Raw genomic sequence first — 15300 nt, 5'->3', positions numbered from 1 at the left:
CACCCACCACGTGGTCGCTCAGCCCTATTCCGCGGGGTCTGCTGCCGCCTGCCGGTTGACCCGCGCCAGAAGCAGCATCAGCGCAAAGGCGAGTGTCGCCAGCGTCAGTACCGCGCCGATCAGCGGGGTGATCGTGCCGTTGAACATTAACCCGATGGGCGAAGCGAGCATGGCTGCCATCACCGTCGACACCGCCCCGATGACCGACGCCGCCATGCCGGCGATATGACCCAAAGGCTCCATCGCCAGCGCGTTGAGGTTGCCCATCACCAGCCCCACCTGAAAGAACAGCGACGCCTGCCACATCAGGAAAAAGACAAAGCCATAGGGCTCGGCCAGATCGCCCAGACCAAGACCCAGCATCAGGCCCGACAGTACGATCTGCAGCCCAAGCGCAAGGATCACGATCCGTTGCATCCCCAGCCGGACGACCAGCAGCGCGTTCAGCAGGCTCGACGTCCCCGAGATCAGCGCCGCGACGCCAAACCAGAAGGGGAAGCTCTCGGCGCGGTCATAGACTTGGTCGTAAATGGGTTGCACCAGCATCAGCGTCGAGAACAAGAACCCCATCACCAGCGTCTGCACCGTGATCGACAGACACACCATCGGGTTGCTGAATATCTCTTTCACCGCGTTCCACAGCAGGCCGATCTGCAAAGGTCGACGCTTGGGCTTGGGCAGGGTTTCGGGCAGGCGGAGCATGGCCCAGACCACACAGGTTGCCGAGAAAACGATGAACGACAAGAACACGCCACGCCAATCGGACAGGGCGATGATCACAGCCCCCATTGCAGGGGCAAAGGCGGGCACGACGACAAAGATCATCATCACGAAAGACATGATCTTGGCCATCTGCCGGCCCGAATAAAGGTCGCGGATCACCGCAAGCGCCACAACCCGAGGGCCCGCAGCCCCCACGCCCTGCACGACCCGCGCGATCAGCATCACCTCAAGCGATTGGCTTAGCCACGCCACCACAGCCCCCGAGATATAGATCGCAGACCCGAGGTAGATGATATTCTTGCGCCCGAAAGCATCCGACAGCGGCCCCGTGACAAAAGTGCCCATCCCCATCCCCAGAATAAAGGCGGTCACAATTAGCGGGACTTTGGTCATATCCAAAGGCGACAGCTCTGCGCCGATCTCGGGCAGGGCAGGCAGCATTGCATCGGTCGAGAACGCAATGATTGCAAACATCATTGCAATCAGCGCCACAAACTCGGGGCGGCTCATGTTGATGTCGGGGCGGTCGTCGGTCATCCATCGGCTCCATCGTGACGGTGGGCCGCAGGGCGCAGCCTATGGTGTTCATAAGGCTGCCTTACAGATAGTGCAATCGGCGTCGCGCTGTCAGCTGGCTCGGGCGCTCTGGCGCGGCTCTGTCTCGCGGGCTGTCACCGGCAAACGCAATACTTGAACGATCTCGTCCAGTCCCGACACCGGCAGGGGAAGATGCGCGGGCAGGGCCAATACCGAGACGTTGTAATTCACGATATCGCTGCGCACCTGATCCCATGTCTCAAGCGGAATGACCCGCGAGACATAGCGGCACCGCTCCAGCACCGCACGGCGGGCGGCAAAGCCGAGATGCGCCGGACGCCCCGCCCGTTGACAGAACTGTTCGCTCTGGCAGCCGACGACCAGTTCGCTGCCCATACGGGCCAGCTGCCGTAGCCAGTCGGCGTGACCGGTGTGGAATCCGTCGAACCCGCCATAGGTCAGGATCGTCCGCGTGATTGGCGTGGAGGGTGTGAAGCTGGACGGGCGCGCCGCCGGTGTCACCACCGTCGCCCGCCCGCGTCCCATAAAGGGAAAGGGGATATCGTATTTCATGCTGCCCGCTCGATCTGGATAGGGGTCTTTGCCCCTTTATCCGATTGATTCTAGGCGGGTTTCAGCACAAAGGCAAAGCCTTTCTGCCCCTGACTTCCAGTGCGGGCGCGTGGCCTCAGCCTTCGTTGCGCAGTTCGGCCAGTACTTTTTTCCAAAGCTCGGGCGGCTGCGCGCCCGGCACCGCGTGACGCCCGCCCACGATAAAGGTCGGGACGGAGTTAATGCCCATCTCGCGGCTGTGCGCGTCGCGTTTGCGGATGTCTTCCATATCCTCATCCGTCGCCAATAGACGCGTCACAACAGATGCATCCATCTCGATCCCGTCGGCAATATCGGCGAGCACCTCGGCATCGCCAATATCGCGCGCATCAACAAAATAGGCTTTGAACAACGCCGATACCGCCGCGGTTTGACGCCCTTCGATCCCGGCCCAGTGGATCAACCGATGGGCGTTCAGCGTGTTGGGGGTGCGCTGCATCGCCTCGAAGTTGATCTTGAGACCGGCTTTCTCGGCATGTTCCACCACAGGGGCATAAGCCCGCACCGCACCTTCCTTGCCGCCGAACTTGCCTTCCAGATAGGCACGACGGTCCATCCCGTCAGCAGGCATGTCGGGGTTCAGCTGGAACGGGTGCCATTCGATCGCGAAAGGGTGGTCCGGCTCGCTTTCCAGTGCGCGGTCCAGATGGGCCTTGCCGATATAGCACCAAGGGCAAATCGGGTCGGACATGATATCAAGCTTGATCGTCTGGGTCATCGTTGTGCCTCATAGGCTGCACGCAAGGACCGGCGCAGCAGTTTGCCATTCGCGCCCATCGGCAGCTCTGGCAGGTGGATGAAAAGGCGCGGCTGCTTGTAGCGCGCCATGTTGTCTTGTGCATAAAGTGCCAGCGCGGCCTCGTCCAGCGGGCTGTCGGCGGTATAGAAGGCCGCGATGACGGTCACGTCGGGTTTAACCTCGACCTCCGCCGCGCCGACAGCATGGACGCCGGGGAATTTGGCGAGGGTTTGTTCCACCTCGATCGGCGAGACGCGGAACCCGCCCGCGTTCATCATATCGTCATTGCGCCCCAGATAGGTGATCTGCCCATCCGTGCCCATGACACCTTGGTCGCCGGTCAGGAACCAGTCACCCTGATATTTCTGGGCCGTTTGATCCGGCGCGCTAAGATAGCCGAGCATCAGCCCCGGGTCGCTCTTGTGGATCGCGATGGTGCCCTCTTGGCCGATCTCTACCGGGCCTTCCGTCCCGATCAACGCGATGCGCCGCCCGTCCTGGGGCTGGCCCAATGTGCCGGCCCGCGCCGGACGGTCGGGAGAGGCGGAGAGAAAGGTCGAACACTCCGACATACCGTAGGCTTCGAAGATCGGCGTGCCGCTGGCAGCTTCCCATGCCCGGGCAACGGCCGAGGGAAGCTTCTCCCCCGCGCTCAACCCGTGGCGCAGGCTTGGTACGTTGATCCGGTCGTGGTGTTTCAGGATCTGACGGTACACCCCCGGTGCGGCTGCAAAAAGGCTCGCCTCATGCCGTGCCATCAAGGCAGGTAAATCCGCAGGCACCACGCCCGCAGCCGGGATCAGGGCGGTGGCACCGGCGGTCCAGGGGTCCATCAGGCCGGTCCCCAGCGTATAGGTCCAATTGAACGCGCCTGCATGCATGACCCGATCCTCGGGCTTCAGATCATACCAGCCGCGCACCATCATCTGCCGTGCCCAGATGGCGCGATGTGCATGCATCACCGCGCTCGGCCGGCCCGACGTGCCAGAGGTATAGATGATATAGCCCAGCCGGTCGGGGTCTCCCATATGCCAGGGGGCCGCGGGCATATCGCGCATGGACCTGAGCTGGGCCAGATCGACGGTGGTGTCATTCGGCGGGCAGGGCACGGCGGGATCGCGCAAGACCGCCTTGGGCGCGAGGGTGGCGATGATCGCGGCAACCTCCGGCTCTGTCAGTGCGGCGGCGGTGGGGACAGGCACCAAGCCTGCGGCCAGCGCGCCCAGATAGGCCAGCGGGAAATCCACAGTATTGCCAAGGCGCATCAGCACGATGTCCCCCGGGCGCAGACCCATGCCCAGCAACCCCGTCGCGGTGCCGCGCACGGCGGCCTCAAGCTGGTCGAAACGCCACGCCTCAACGCGATCGGGCCCGACAATGGCAAGCGCCGTCTTGTCGCCCAAATCGGCGGCGCGGCCCAGAACATGGGCGGCAAGATTGAACGGGGCGGGGCAAGGCGCAAGGCCGGAGGACGCAGAGACGGACAGCATGCCCAATCGCTACCCCGCGCGCAGCAGCGTTGCAAGCGCTCCGGCGCGGCGCTATAGCCAGCGCATGACGCAAGACGGCCCGAAATCCATGATCCAGATCGCCCGCGAAAGCGGCGAGACGGAAACCGCCCCGCCTGTTGATCTGGGGGCGCGCGTGCGCGAGCTGCGCAAGGCGCGCAACTGGACGCTGGAGCAAGCCGCCAATCAGGCCGGACTGGCCCGCTCCACGCTCAGCAAGATCGAGAACGGCCAGATGTCGCCCACCTATGAGGCGCTGAAAAAGCTCGCCGTGGGGTTGGAAATCTCGGTGCCACAGCTCTTCACGCCCCCCTCGGCTGGGCAGATCAACGGGCGGATGGCGGTCACCAAATCGGGCGAGGGGGCGGCCAAGGCGACGACCACCTACGAGCACATGATGCTGGCCGATACGCTGCGCAAAAAGCAGATGCTGCCCTACCGCGCGCGTATCCGTGCCCGCCGGATGGATGAGTTCGACGGCTGGGTGCGCCACGACGGGGAGGAGTTCCTTTACGTGCTGACCGGCGTCATCACCCTATACACCGAATTCTACGAACCCGTCGAAATGCGCCGCGGCGACAGTGCCTATTATGATGCGACGATGGGGCATAACGTCGTCTCTACCAGCGATGAGGACGCCACGATCCTTTGGGTCACATCGCTCACCTAACCGACGGGCCCGCGCTTCATTTTGCCAAATAAACTCTCCCCGAAGGGCCGCTACGCCACAGGCACCGCCGCCTGATACCTACACGCGTCGCTTACTGGGCCGGTTCAATCCACCAGACCTCGGGCATATAGTTCGGCCCGTCGCCATACAGCGGCACGTGTTCAGGGTATTTCATCGCTGCGACATGCGCGATGCGGTCTTCGGTGAACTGCCAGAACGGAATGACATAGCGCCCGGCGGTCAGCACGCGATCCAGCGCGCGGGTGGCGGCGGTGAAATCCTCGGCGCTGCTGGCCCCGACCATCGTATTGATCATCGCGTCAATGGCAGGGGATTTTACCCCCATCAGGTTGCGGCTGCCTTCCTGATCGGCTGCCTCCGACCCCCAGTAATAGCGTTGTTCGTTGCCCGGGCTCAGCGAGAGGGCGCGGCGGAAGATGGCCATGTCAAAGTCGAAGGCCGCGTTGCGCGCGACGAATTGGGCGTCATCCACAGCGTCCACGCGGGCGGTGATGCCCAGACGGGCCAGCGCCTGGATATAAAGCTCGGCAATGGCGATATTCTCGCTGCTGCCTTTGGACAGCAGGATGCTGAACGACAAGGGCTGCCCGTCAGGCCCCCGCATGGTGCCGCCATCGGCGCTGAATCCCGCGTCGGCCAACGCGCCCATGGCGCGGCGGATGCCCGCGCGGTTGCGGGCGGATCCGTCGGACACGGGCAGCGCATAGCCGTCAAGCGCGCCGGCAGGCAGGTCATCAGCAAAGGGGGTCAACAACTCGGCCACGCGGCCGGTGGCGGGGCCGTCTTGCATCGCCAGCGGGGAGTTCGAGAAATAAGAGGTAATGCGCGGTTGCGCCCCGCCGGTCAGCGTCTCGTTGATATACTCGAAGTTAAAGGCCGCGATCAGCGCCTCGCGCACACGGATGTCGTCAAACGGGGCGCGGCGGGTGTTCATGACCAATCCGGTCATGCCCGAGGGTTTGCTATGGGCGAAGGTGGATTTGACCACATCACCGCGCTGCACGGCCGGGAAGTCATATTGCGTCGCCCAGCTTTCGGCGTTGAATTCGCGCAGGGCGGAAATTTCTCCGGCCTTGAACGCCTCGAACAACACATTCGCGTCGCCATAAAAGTCGAGCTTTATCTCGTCGATGTTATGGGTGCCTTTGCGAAACGGCACATCCTTGCCCCAGTAGTCAGGGTTGCGCGTCAGCGTGACCTGTTTGCCCGCCTTATAATCGCTGACCACATAGGGGCCGGAGCCCAGCGGTATCTCCGCCAGCGGGGCGTTGGCGAAATCGCGGCCCTCCCATTGCGCCTTGCTCAGGATCGGGCGCATCCCTGCCAGCAGGGCCAGCTCTCGGTTGTCGGTGTTGAACACCATTCTGACGCTGCGCGGACCGGTCTGGGTGATGCTGTCGATCTGGGCATAAAGCCCGTGGTAGCGCGGGTGCCCCTCTGTGCCGAGCATGTCGTAGCTAAAGATCACATCTTTGGGGGTGACCGGACTGCCATCGGAGAAGCGCGCCTCGGGTCGCAGGGTGAATTCGACCCAGGACCGGTCCTCCGGGACCTCAATCAATTCGGCCAAAAGCCCGTAAAGCGCGAAAGGTTCATCCCACGAACGGCCCATCAGGCTTTCATGGGTAAAGAACGGCAACTGCCACGGAGAAGTGCCCTTGCGCACGAAGGGATTGAGGCTGTCAAACCCGCCGGTGTTGCCCAGAACGATCGCACCGCCTTGGGGTGCGTCCGGGTTGGCATAGGGCAGCGACACAAAATCAGGTGGGAGAGCAGGGTCCCCATACATAGATATACCATGTGCGGGCTCGGCGCGGGCAAATCCACTGAGAAGAATCAGTGAAGAAACAGCTGCAACTGCCCGACAGCTTTGGAAAAATTTAAACGCCATTTTAGCAACAATCCCGCTCTGCCCTTGTTTTATTAGCGTATTCCTTAGCGATGCGGCGGCTACAGTTCAAACTTTAAGCTTGGATTACGGCGGCGAATTGCGTATAACGAACTCACTGCTCGATAGGTTTCTTGCCTGTATGAAACCTGCCTCAATAACTTAACGTCCGCTTCGTGCGGACGTTTTTTTTTGCCCGTGATCTGGCATATGTCCGGGCAGCAGGGGCATTCCGCCGGGGTGCGGAATTAGCCGTTTCCATTCGTTTCGCAGCCCGCCATGATGCACCTGCAGAAACGCTAGGAGATTTTCATGGCTTACAGCATCGATCTTTCAGGAAAAACAGCAGTCATCACGGGGTCCAATTCCGGTATCGGGCTTGGCATCGCTTGGGCATTGGCGCGGGCGGGGGCGGATGTTGTGCTGAACTCCTTTACCGACAGCGACGAAGACCACGCTATTGCGAAAGACATCGCCGCCGAAACCGGCGTCACCGCGCGCTATATCAAGGCGGATATGTCGAAAGCCGAAGAATGCCGCCAGCTGATCACCGATGCAGGGCGCTGCGATATTTTGGTGAACAACGCGGGCATCCAGCATGTCGCGCCGATCCCCAGCTTCCCGACCGAGAAATGGGACGCGATCATCGCCATCAACCTCAGCTCTGCGTTTCATACCACCGCGGTGGCTTTGCCAATGATGCGCGAGGCGGGCTGGGGCCGCGTGATCAACGTCGCTTCGGCCCACGGGCTGACAGCCTCGCCCTATAAATCCGCTTATATTGCGGCCAAGCACGGGATCGTAGGGCTGTCCAAAACCACAGCCCTGGAAACGGCCGAAGACCCGATCACCTGCAATGCCATCTGCCCGGGCTATGTGCTGACCGATATCGTAGAAAAGCAGATCCCCGATACGATGAAAGAATACGACATGTCGCGCGAAGAGGTGATCAAGAACGTCATGCTCAAGCGCCAACCGTCGAAAGAGTTCGCCACGGTCGAACAACTGGGCGGCACCGCGACCTTCCTGTGTTCCGAGGCAGGGGACCAGATCACCGGTACAACGATCAGCGTCGATGGTGGCTGGACCGCCCTGTAATATAGCACGCGCGCGCGGGATTCCTCGCGCGCGCCGATTGGCGGAGCGTCTAGATGCAGAAAAAACAGATCAACCTTGCCCTACAGGGCGGCGGCGCGCATGGGGCCTACACCTGGGGCGTGCTTGACCGGCTGCTGGAAGAGCCAGAGCTTGAGATCAGCGGTATTTCCGGCACATCGGCTGGCGCACTGAACGGCGCTGCGTTGAAGGCGGGGCTGATCAAGGGCGGGCATCAGGCCGCGCGCGATAATCTGGATTGGCTGTGGGACAGGGTGGCCGGTGTCGGGAACCTGCATCTGAATGGCTGGATGGCCCCCTTTGGCGTCGGTGCGCTTAGTCAGGCGATGGCCTATAGCTGGCCGGTCATGCTCAGCACGGCGATGACGCAGATCGTGTCGCCCTATGTCTACGGCCCGCTCTATCGCAACCCGCTGCGCGATATCGTCGAGACGTTTGATTACGAACATATCTGCGAGGCGGCAGGACCACGGCTGTTTGTCAGCGCGACCAAAGTGCGCGACGGCAAGATCCGCGTCTTCGAGAAAGAAGAGATCACACCGGACGCGATCCTCGCCTCTGCCTGTCTGCCGACGCTGTTTCAGGCGATCGAGATGGAGGATCCGAAATCGGGCCGGCGCGAGGCGTTCTGGGACGGGGGCTATACCGGCAATCCGGCGCTTTTCCCGCTGTATTCCTCGGACCTGCCGGGGGACATCGTCATCATCAATATCAACCCGCTTGAACGGGACGAACTGCCCACCACGCCGCAGATGATCCACAATCGGGTGAATGAAATAAGCTTTAATTCCAGCCTGTTACGCGAACTTCGTGCGATCCACTTTGTACAGAACCTGTTGGATCAGGGACGTGTCGAGGAAGGCCAGATGCAGCGGTTGCGGATTCACATGATCGCTGACGACGATCTGATGTCACAGCTGTCCACCGCTACCAAAAGCGTGCCGAATGGGGCAGTAATCACCGCGCTTAAATCCGCGGGCCGCACCTCGGCCGAGCGGTTTCTGCAAACCGATATCGACAGTATAGGCAAACGCAGTTCAGTCGATCTGCGCAAGATGTTCAGCTAGGGGAAATGCGGTCGGGTCGCGGGGTCGCGGATGGGTCCACCGGCACCGGTTTCTTTGGCGGATAGACCAGACCGGCAGAGATCACCAGCTTGGCCGCGTCCTCGACCGACATGTCGAGCTCGGTCACATCCTTTTGCGGCACGAACAACAAAAAGCCCGAGGTAGGGTTGGGCGTGGTCGGCACAAACACCCCCACAAGGTTCGACCCTTCACCCCCTGCGGCGGCGACCTCTCCCTTTGCGGGGATAGAGATAAAACCAAGCGCCCACATACCCTTACGCGGGTATTCTATCATGCAGGCGGTTTCAAAGCTGCGCTCTGACTGGGCGAAAATCGTCTCCGAAATCTGCTTGATGCCGGAATAGATGGTCCGCACCACAGGTGTACGCTCTACCAGACTTTCGGCGAAACGGATGAACGACCGGCCGATGATGCCCTTGGCCAGCCAACCTACGATGACCGTGAACAGCAAGAAGATGATCACACCGATGCCGCGCACGTTGATCTGGGCAGACGGGTCCAACCCGAAATACGTCTGGATCAGCCGATCAGGGTGATAGGCCAGCGGCACCATCGGCAGCACGATCCCGTCGATCCAGCCGATCACGGTCCAGATCAGCCAGATGGTGAGGCCGACCGGCGCGATCACCACCAGCCCCGTCAGGAACGAAGCCCTGATCCGCGCGAACAAAGTCCGGCGCGGTGCGGGAGGAAGGGGCGGCGTAAACGGTGTGTTCATGAATGAAGGTTATCCCACTGCAGCAATGCGTTAGAGCTAGGGCGTTTCACGCGTTGCTACAATGGAGGACGCATAATAATTAAGCTTTATGCGTCTTTTGACATAAGTGCAGCCGCAATTTTGGACGCAAAACGGGCGTTGTTGCGCACCAATGCGATGTTCGCGGTCAGCGACCGGCCTTCGGTCAGTTCGAAGATGCGCTGCAACAGATAGGGGGTCACGGCCTTACCGCTGATGCCATGGGTATTGGCATCGGCTTGGGCGGCCTTGATGATGGGAGCCAGATCAGCGGCGGCGATTTCATCCTCTTTAGGGATCGGGTTGGCGACCAGCTGCCCCCCGGGCAGACCCATTAGACCGCGCATTTTATGGGCGGCGGCGATATCTGCCGCGTTATCCATGCGCAGGGGCGATTTCAGCGGGGAGGTGCTGCTCCAGAACGCGGGGAAGCTGTCTTGGCCGACGGTGATCACCGGCACACCTTGCGTTTCCAGCACCTCGAGCGTTTTGGCCACATCGAGAATGGCCTTGGCCCCTGCGGCGACAACGGTCACCGGCGTTTGGGCAAGTTCCATCAGGTCGGCAGAGATATCAAAGCTGTCTTCTGCGCCCTTATGCACGCCGCCGATACCGCCGGTGGCAAAAACCGCGATCTCGGCCAGATGGGCGGCGATCATCGTCGCGGCAACCGTTGTGGCGCCGGTGCCGCCCGTGGCGATGCAGGCCGCCATATCGGCGCGCGACAGTTTCGCAACGTTCTTGGCCTGCGCCAATGCCGTCAGCTCGTCGTCCTCGAGCCCGATGTGCAACCGCCCGTCGATCACAGCGATGGTGGCGGGGATCGCACCGGCCTCACGCACATCCGCCTCGACCTGACGCGCGACCTCTAGGTTTTGCGGATAGGGCATCCCGTGGGTGATGATCGTGCTTTCCAGCGCAACAACGGGGGTGCCATTCGCATGGGCTTTGGCGACTTCGGCAGAGCGGTGCAGGGGAATCATATTTTGGTCTCTCCAGAAACATATTGAGCAGCGGCACTAAGCGCTTGGGTCAGGGCCGCGTCTGGTGCCGCCCCTTTGATTTCAGCCGCGATATGGGCAGCCATGAACGTATCACCGGCACCGGTGACGCGGGTGACAGAGACGGGGGGCGGGTTCTGGGTGATCAGACCGCTTGGCGCACCCACCGTCGCGGGATTGCCGCCATCGGTGACCACCGCGCGCACGGCACCGCGGGACAGCAGCGCCGTGGCCGCATCGCGCGAATTGTCGAATGTCGCCTGACACAGCAGCCCCGCTTCTTCGAGGTTGACGTAAAGCGTGCCGCGTTCCGCCTGCAAAAACGGTGTGAGCCGTTGCGCCTTGCCCGGCGACGCAGGAGCGACGCGCAGATCGGCATGCTCAAGCAGCGGGCTACGGGCCATTTGCGACAGCAGGTCCAGCGTCAGGTTGCCATCCAGCGCCACGGCCCCGCGGTAGGGAGTGGGCAGTGATCCGTCTTCGAACGGGCGCAAGATTTTATCGCCCGCAGCCTCAAGCGAATGGGCATCGGCAATGGCGGCGATCAGGCCGTTGGTGCCCTCGACCGCCATATAGCGGTCCGTGGGCAGATCATCCGAGCGGTACACATGATCCGTATGCAGCCCGCGCAGCTTGCACGCGGCGATCAGCTCGTCCCCTTCGGGGTCGCGGCCGACGGCGCTGATGAGGGCGGGGGACAGCCCAAAGCGGGCCAGCGCCATCGCGATATTCAGCGCAACGCCACCGGGCAGACGCGAGATGCGACCGGGCATATCCGAGCCTTGTCGCATGACCGTATCGCCACGGCCGATAATGTCCCAAAGCACCGAACCGATGCAGAGAATGTCAGGTGTATGTGTCATGCCGCCGGTATGGCCCAACCGATATGGCGGGCGCAAGGCGCGGCGGCGCGAAAAGGCCTATTCCGGCACGGCAAATGTCAGCGATGCCCAAAGGCTCTCCCATTGGGGGCTGGTGGGGGTGGTTTCCACGTCCGGGGCAGGGCGCAGCACCACGGCATCCACCAGATAGGTCATCCCCGCGGTAACCGGAAATCGGACGTGCCCCGTGTCATCCGTCCGGTATTTGGTCACGGTGACGTTCTTGTCGGCGTCGCGTTCATAGACTTCAACCTGCACATCGCGGCGCGGCTCTTGCTGGTAGGCCAGCGCGACCTCCATTTGCTGATCGGCCGTAAGCGTGTAGGGGTTGGTGAGCGCGACAAGTTCGGTTTCAAGCCCCAAGGCTTTGTCTTCACCTTGTCCGTCGCCGACAGCGATCAGCGCCTTGGAATAGCGGCTATAGCGTTCGCGCACCTTGTCTTGGGGGTAACCCTTGGAGCGGTGCTCGGCCAATGCCTGCATGAAATCCTTGTGCACGGTAAATCCGACGAATGTTTGCCAGTCTTTATAGGTCAGCATTGTCGCCTTGGCCTGATGCGCGACGATTGCCAGCCCGTCCTGATCCGGCGCGGTCATCTTCAGCGCCGGGATATCGCCCATGCGCGCTGAGACCGGTGTGGTTTCCCCGTCAAAAGTCACGTCAAACCGTTCGGTGCTGTTCGGGAAATAGGCGAGGCGTGTGCCTTCGAACAACTCACCGTTGCGGATGTCGGTTGTTATTTCGGTACCGGTCTGTACTTGATACGCGGGCGCGTCCAACCAGAATTCATGCGCAGTGACAGCCGAAGTTGGTAATAAGAATGATAGTACGAGTACGAAACGGGACAGAAACATGACAACAACCTTTTATAAACTGATACTCAAGCTGGCCTATGCGCTGGTTTTGTCAAGTGGGATGGCAGGGCTCGCGCAGGCGCATGAGGTCGTGCCGACCATCGCCGATGTGCAAAGCAGCGACGGTCAGGTCACGCTTGATCTGCGCGTGAACCTAGAGGCGTTGATGTCCGACATTGATCTGGACGCGGTGGCCGATACGAATGATGCCGAAAATGCCAGCGATTACGACAGCTTGCGTGCCTTGCCCGCCGATGAGGTCGCGGCCCGTGCGCCGGAATTGCTGGCCCAGTGGAACGCGCTACCGCTGCTGCGCGCCGATGGGGAGCCTGTCGCGCTGGAGGCAGTGGCGCTGACGCTTCCCGAAGATGTGAACCCAGAGCTGCCCCGCATCGCCGAATGGTCGCTGCAAGCAACGGTGCCGCAAGACACGCGCGGGCTGGTGGTGTCATGGCCCGATGGGTCGGGCGCGCTGGTCCTGCGTCAGCAAGGGGTCGAAAACCCCTATACCGGTTATCTGGACGGTGGCGCGGAAAGCCCCGAAATTTTGCTTGCTGGCGGCGGACAGCAATCCGCGTGGGAGGCGTTTGCCAGCTATATTCCCGTCGGGTTCGATCACATCCTGCCCAAGGGGCTGGATCATATCCTGTTCGTGCTGGGCCTATTTTTCCTGTCGACACATCTGCGCCCGCTGATCTGGCAGGTCACGGCGTTTACGGCAGCGCATACGGTGACATTGGCGCTTGGCGCGCTTGGCTGGGTGACTGTCCCCGGCAGCATTGTCGAGCCGTTGATCGCCGCCTCTATCGTCTACGTCGCGGTCGAGAATATCTTTCTTGCAGGGCTCAGCCCATGGAGACCGCTGGTGATCTTTGGCTTTGGTCTGTTGCACGGGCTTGGTTTTGCGTCGGTGCTGGGGGAATTCGGCTTGCCGCAAGACCAGTTCATCCCTGCGCTCATCGGGTTCAACATCGGGGTAGAGATCGGGCAGCTCACCGTGATTGCCGTCATGTTCCTTTGTGTCTGGCAAGCCTTGCGGGTGATGCGCGGGCAGGGTGACCCGCGTGCGGCCAAGGGGCTTTATGTGGCGCTGACGGTGATTGCGCTGGCGCTGTGCATTGTACCGATGCCCGCCGTGGCCGCGCTGCTGGAGGCACCGGTGCCGGTGTTCCTGATCCCGCTGGCGCTGGTCTTTACCGGGTGTTTCCTGTCGGTGCAGTTCCGTCAGGTCGCGGCACCCTACCGTCGCTTTGTCGCCATTCCGGCGTCAGTCGCGATTGCGGTCATCGGGGCCTATTGGTTCGTAGAGCGGGTGTTCCTGTAACACCCGCCCTGCGCGGTTACTTCATCGCGGCAATCAGATCAGCGAGCGCCTGCTGGGGTGTTTCGCTGGTCCAGATTTCATCCCCGATGCCGAAAAAGTCGGTAACGGGGGTGAGCGCGCGGATCAGATCGGAGTTGAGCCCGCCTTCGGCGACGACCGGCACTTCGATCACTTCGGACCACCACTGGAACAGGTCTTGTTCGGCGTGGGTGCCATCGTCCAGCAGGGACGCGTTCACCGGACCAAAGCTGATGTAATCCGCCCCCGCTTCGCCTGCGGCCATGCCGTCGTGACGCGAGCCGTTGCAAAAGCTGCCGACAATGGCGTCATCGCCCAAGGTCTTGCGCGCATGACGCACGGAGCGTGCCGCATCCGACAGATGCACGCCATCAAGCCCCAGCCGTTCCGCCAGCAAAGTGTGATCCGCAATCACCAGCGCAATGTCACGCGCGTCGGTGACGCCCCGCAGCGCATCCGCCGCGCGCATCACGCGATCTTCGTCACGGGTGCTAAGCGCCAGACGCACGCAGGCCACATCATGCGCATCCAGCACACGCGCCAGCTGGTCGGGAAAGCTGGAGAGTTCAAGCTCGGGCGGGGTAATCAGGTAAAGCTGCGGCTGTTCGGGCGTATCCATGGCTTGCTGTCCTTTGCGTTATTGCGCGTCAATTAGCGGATCACGCGGGGAAAGAAAAACTTTTATGCCTTCGGCGAGGATTTTTTCCCATTTGGAAGGCGCGCGGAGCGCCCCGTCGTTCTTGCGAGGTGCGCGCCGCGCGCGTATGAGGTGCCCATGAATGATACAGTAGAACACCCGCAGATCCCGGCCTTTGTGCTTGTGCGCCCGCAGATGGGCGAAAACATCGGTGCCGCCGCTCGGGCCATGTGGAACTTTGGCCTTGATCGCATGCGCATTGTCGCGCCGCGTGACGGCTGGCCGAACCCGTCGGCCGTTGCCATGGCATCTGGTGCGGGGCGGTTGCTGGATGAGGCGGTGATCTATGATGATGTCGCCGGCGCCGTGGGTGACGCTGCCTTTGTTTTTGCCACCACGGCGCGCGATCGTGATCTGACCAAGCCGGTTTATAGTCCTGAAGCTGCTATGGCCAAAGCCGCGCAGATGATCCGCGAGGGTCGCCGTGTGTCAGTGCTGTTCGGGCCGGAACGGGCAGGGCTTGAGAATGATGATATCAGCCGCGCGAATGCGATTGTCTCGGTCCCGGTGAACCCTGCCTTTGCCTCGCTTAACCTTGCGCAATGTGTGTTGTTGATGGGCTATGAGTGGATGCGCGCGCAGGGCGATGTCGTGGCCGAGCAGGTCGAGATGGCGGGCACCGACTGGGCCGACAACAGCGAGATCGAACATCTCGCACGGCATTTCGAGGACCGTCTGGACACCGCCGGCTTTTTCTACCCCGAGCACAAGGCCGCCAGCATGAAGATCAACCTGCGCAACATGTGGTCGCGCCTGCCGCTGACCCGTGCCGACGTGCAGACCTTGCACGGCACCCTGCGACAGATGGTACGTTGGAAAGAGCGCGGCTAGACCTTTGTGCGCTTGTGTCCTACTTCTGCACAAACCCTAGCAGACGAGAGGCACC

The 15300-nt window shown here is 61.7% G+C and carries 15 protein-coding genes; 5 read left to right on the top strand and 10 right to left on the bottom strand.

Going from position 1 to position 15300, the window contains the following annotated elements; genetic code table 11:
* Positions 1-24: 24 nt before the first annotated feature.
* From SJY36_RS09190 to SJY36_RS09175, 4 genes are all read right to left on the bottom strand, one after another.
* A complete protein-coding gene (locus SJY36_RS09190) occupies positions 25-1260 on the bottom strand; it encodes a multidrug effflux MFS transporter (protein ID WP_386174487.1) in 1236 nt (411 codons plus the stop codon).
* A 90-nt stretch (positions 1261-1350) separates the two neighbouring features.
* Complete coding sequence (locus tag SJY36_RS09185) at positions 1351-1833, bottom strand: adenylyltransferase/cytidyltransferase family protein (protein ID WP_386174484.1); 483 nt, start codon at positions 1831-1833, stop codon at positions 1351-1353.
* Positions 1834-1948: 115 nt separating this feature from the next.
* A complete protein-coding gene (locus SJY36_RS09180) occupies positions 1949-2590 on the bottom strand; it encodes a DsbA family protein (protein ID WP_037964336.1) in 642 nt (213 codons plus the stop codon).
* On the bottom strand, positions 2587-4101 hold the full coding sequence (locus SJY36_RS09175) for a class I adenylate-forming enzyme family protein (protein WP_386174479.1): 1515 nt from the start codon (positions 4099-4101) through the stop codon (positions 2587-2589). Before SJY36_RS09175 ends, SJY36_RS09180 begins: the two co-directional genes overlap by 4 nt.
* Before the next feature lie 64 nt (positions 4102-4165).
* On the opposite strand from SJY36_RS09175, the gene SJY36_RS09170 reads away from it, so the two are divergent.
* Positions 4166-4789: a helix-turn-helix domain-containing protein gene (locus SJY36_RS09170; protein ID WP_037945035.1), complete on the top strand. Its 624-nt coding sequence runs from the start codon at positions 4166-4168 to the stop codon at positions 4787-4789.
* A gap of 91 nt (positions 4790-4880) precedes the next feature.
* Here SJY36_RS09170 and SJY36_RS09165 read toward each other — a convergent pair whose 3' ends face one another.
* Positions 4881-6599: an extracellular solute-binding protein gene (locus SJY36_RS09165; RefSeq protein ID WP_386174476.1), complete on the bottom strand. Its 1719-nt coding sequence runs from the start codon at positions 6597-6599 to the stop codon at positions 4881-4883.
* Positions 6600-7010: 411 nt separating this feature from the next.
* On the opposite strand from SJY36_RS09165, the gene SJY36_RS09160 reads away from it, so the two are divergent.
* Both SJY36_RS09160 and SJY36_RS09155 read left to right on the top strand, forming a co-directional pair.
* Entirely contained in the window at positions 7011-7796 is a 786-nt protein-coding gene (locus SJY36_RS09160) for a 3-hydroxybutyrate dehydrogenase (protein ID WP_289081053.1), read from the top strand.
* A gap of 53 nt (positions 7797-7849) precedes the next feature.
* Positions 7850-8881, top strand: coding sequence for a patatin-like phospholipase family protein (locus SJY36_RS09155; protein ID WP_064216440.1), 1032 nt, complete (start codon positions 7850-7852; stop codon positions 8879-8881).
* On the opposite strand, the gene SJY36_RS09150 is transcribed toward SJY36_RS09155, so the two are convergent.
* From SJY36_RS09150 to SJY36_RS09135, 4 genes are all read right to left on the bottom strand, one after another.
* Positions 8874-9620, bottom strand: a complete 747-nt coding sequence (locus tag SJY36_RS09150) for a DUF502 domain-containing protein (protein WP_051577588.1) — start codon at positions 9618-9620, stop codon at positions 8874-8876. The two genes, SJY36_RS09155 and SJY36_RS09150, sit on opposite strands and share 8 nt — an antisense overlap.
* 86 nt (positions 9621-9706) lie before the next feature.
* Positions 9707-10621: a pseudouridine-5'-phosphate glycosidase gene (locus SJY36_RS09145; protein ID WP_341205325.1), complete on the bottom strand. Its 915-nt coding sequence runs from the start codon at positions 10619-10621 to the stop codon at positions 9707-9709.
* Positions 10618-11502, bottom strand: a complete 885-nt coding sequence (locus tag SJY36_RS09140; protein ID WP_037944378.1) for a PfkB family carbohydrate kinase — start codon at positions 11500-11502, stop codon at positions 10618-10620. The genes SJY36_RS09145 and SJY36_RS09140 overlap by 4 nt, the downstream gene beginning before the upstream one ends.
* 57 nt (positions 11503-11559) lie before the next feature.
* Positions 11560-12375 carry a DUF4198 domain-containing protein gene (locus SJY36_RS09135; RefSeq protein WP_386174470.1) on the bottom strand — a complete coding sequence of 272 codons (816 nt, stop codon included), beginning with the start codon at positions 12373-12375 and terminating at the stop codon, positions 11560-11562.
* On the opposite strand from SJY36_RS09135, the gene SJY36_RS09130 reads away from it, so the two are divergent.
* Positions 12374-13699, top strand: coding sequence for a HupE/UreJ family protein (locus SJY36_RS09130; RefSeq protein WP_386174467.1), 1326 nt, complete (start codon positions 12374-12376; stop codon positions 13697-13699). The two genes, SJY36_RS09135 and SJY36_RS09130, sit on opposite strands and share 2 nt — an antisense overlap.
* Before the next feature lie 16 nt (positions 13700-13715).
* On the opposite strand, the gene SJY36_RS09125 is transcribed toward SJY36_RS09130, so the two are convergent.
* Positions 13716-14336 (bottom strand): thiamine phosphate synthase, encoded by a 621-nt coding sequence (locus SJY36_RS09125; RefSeq protein ID WP_386174464.1) that lies wholly within the window; start codon positions 14334-14336, stop codon positions 13716-13718.
* A 156-nt stretch (positions 14337-14492) separates the two neighbouring features.
* On the opposite strand from SJY36_RS09125, the gene SJY36_RS09120 reads away from it, so the two are divergent.
* Positions 14493-15245, top strand: a complete 753-nt coding sequence (locus tag SJY36_RS09120; RefSeq protein WP_037944374.1) for an RNA methyltransferase — start codon at positions 14493-14495, stop codon at positions 15243-15245.
* The last annotated feature ends 55 nt before the right edge of the window (positions 15246-15300 follow it).

The organism is Sulfitobacter sp. R86518 (assembly GCF_042466275.1).
Lineage (GTDB): Bacteria > Pseudomonadota > Alphaproteobacteria > Rhodobacterales > Rhodobacteraceae > Sulfitobacter > Sulfitobacter pontiacus.
Note: the sequence above shows the minus strand (reverse complement) of the source record. Positions and strands in the feature narration are given on the sequence as shown.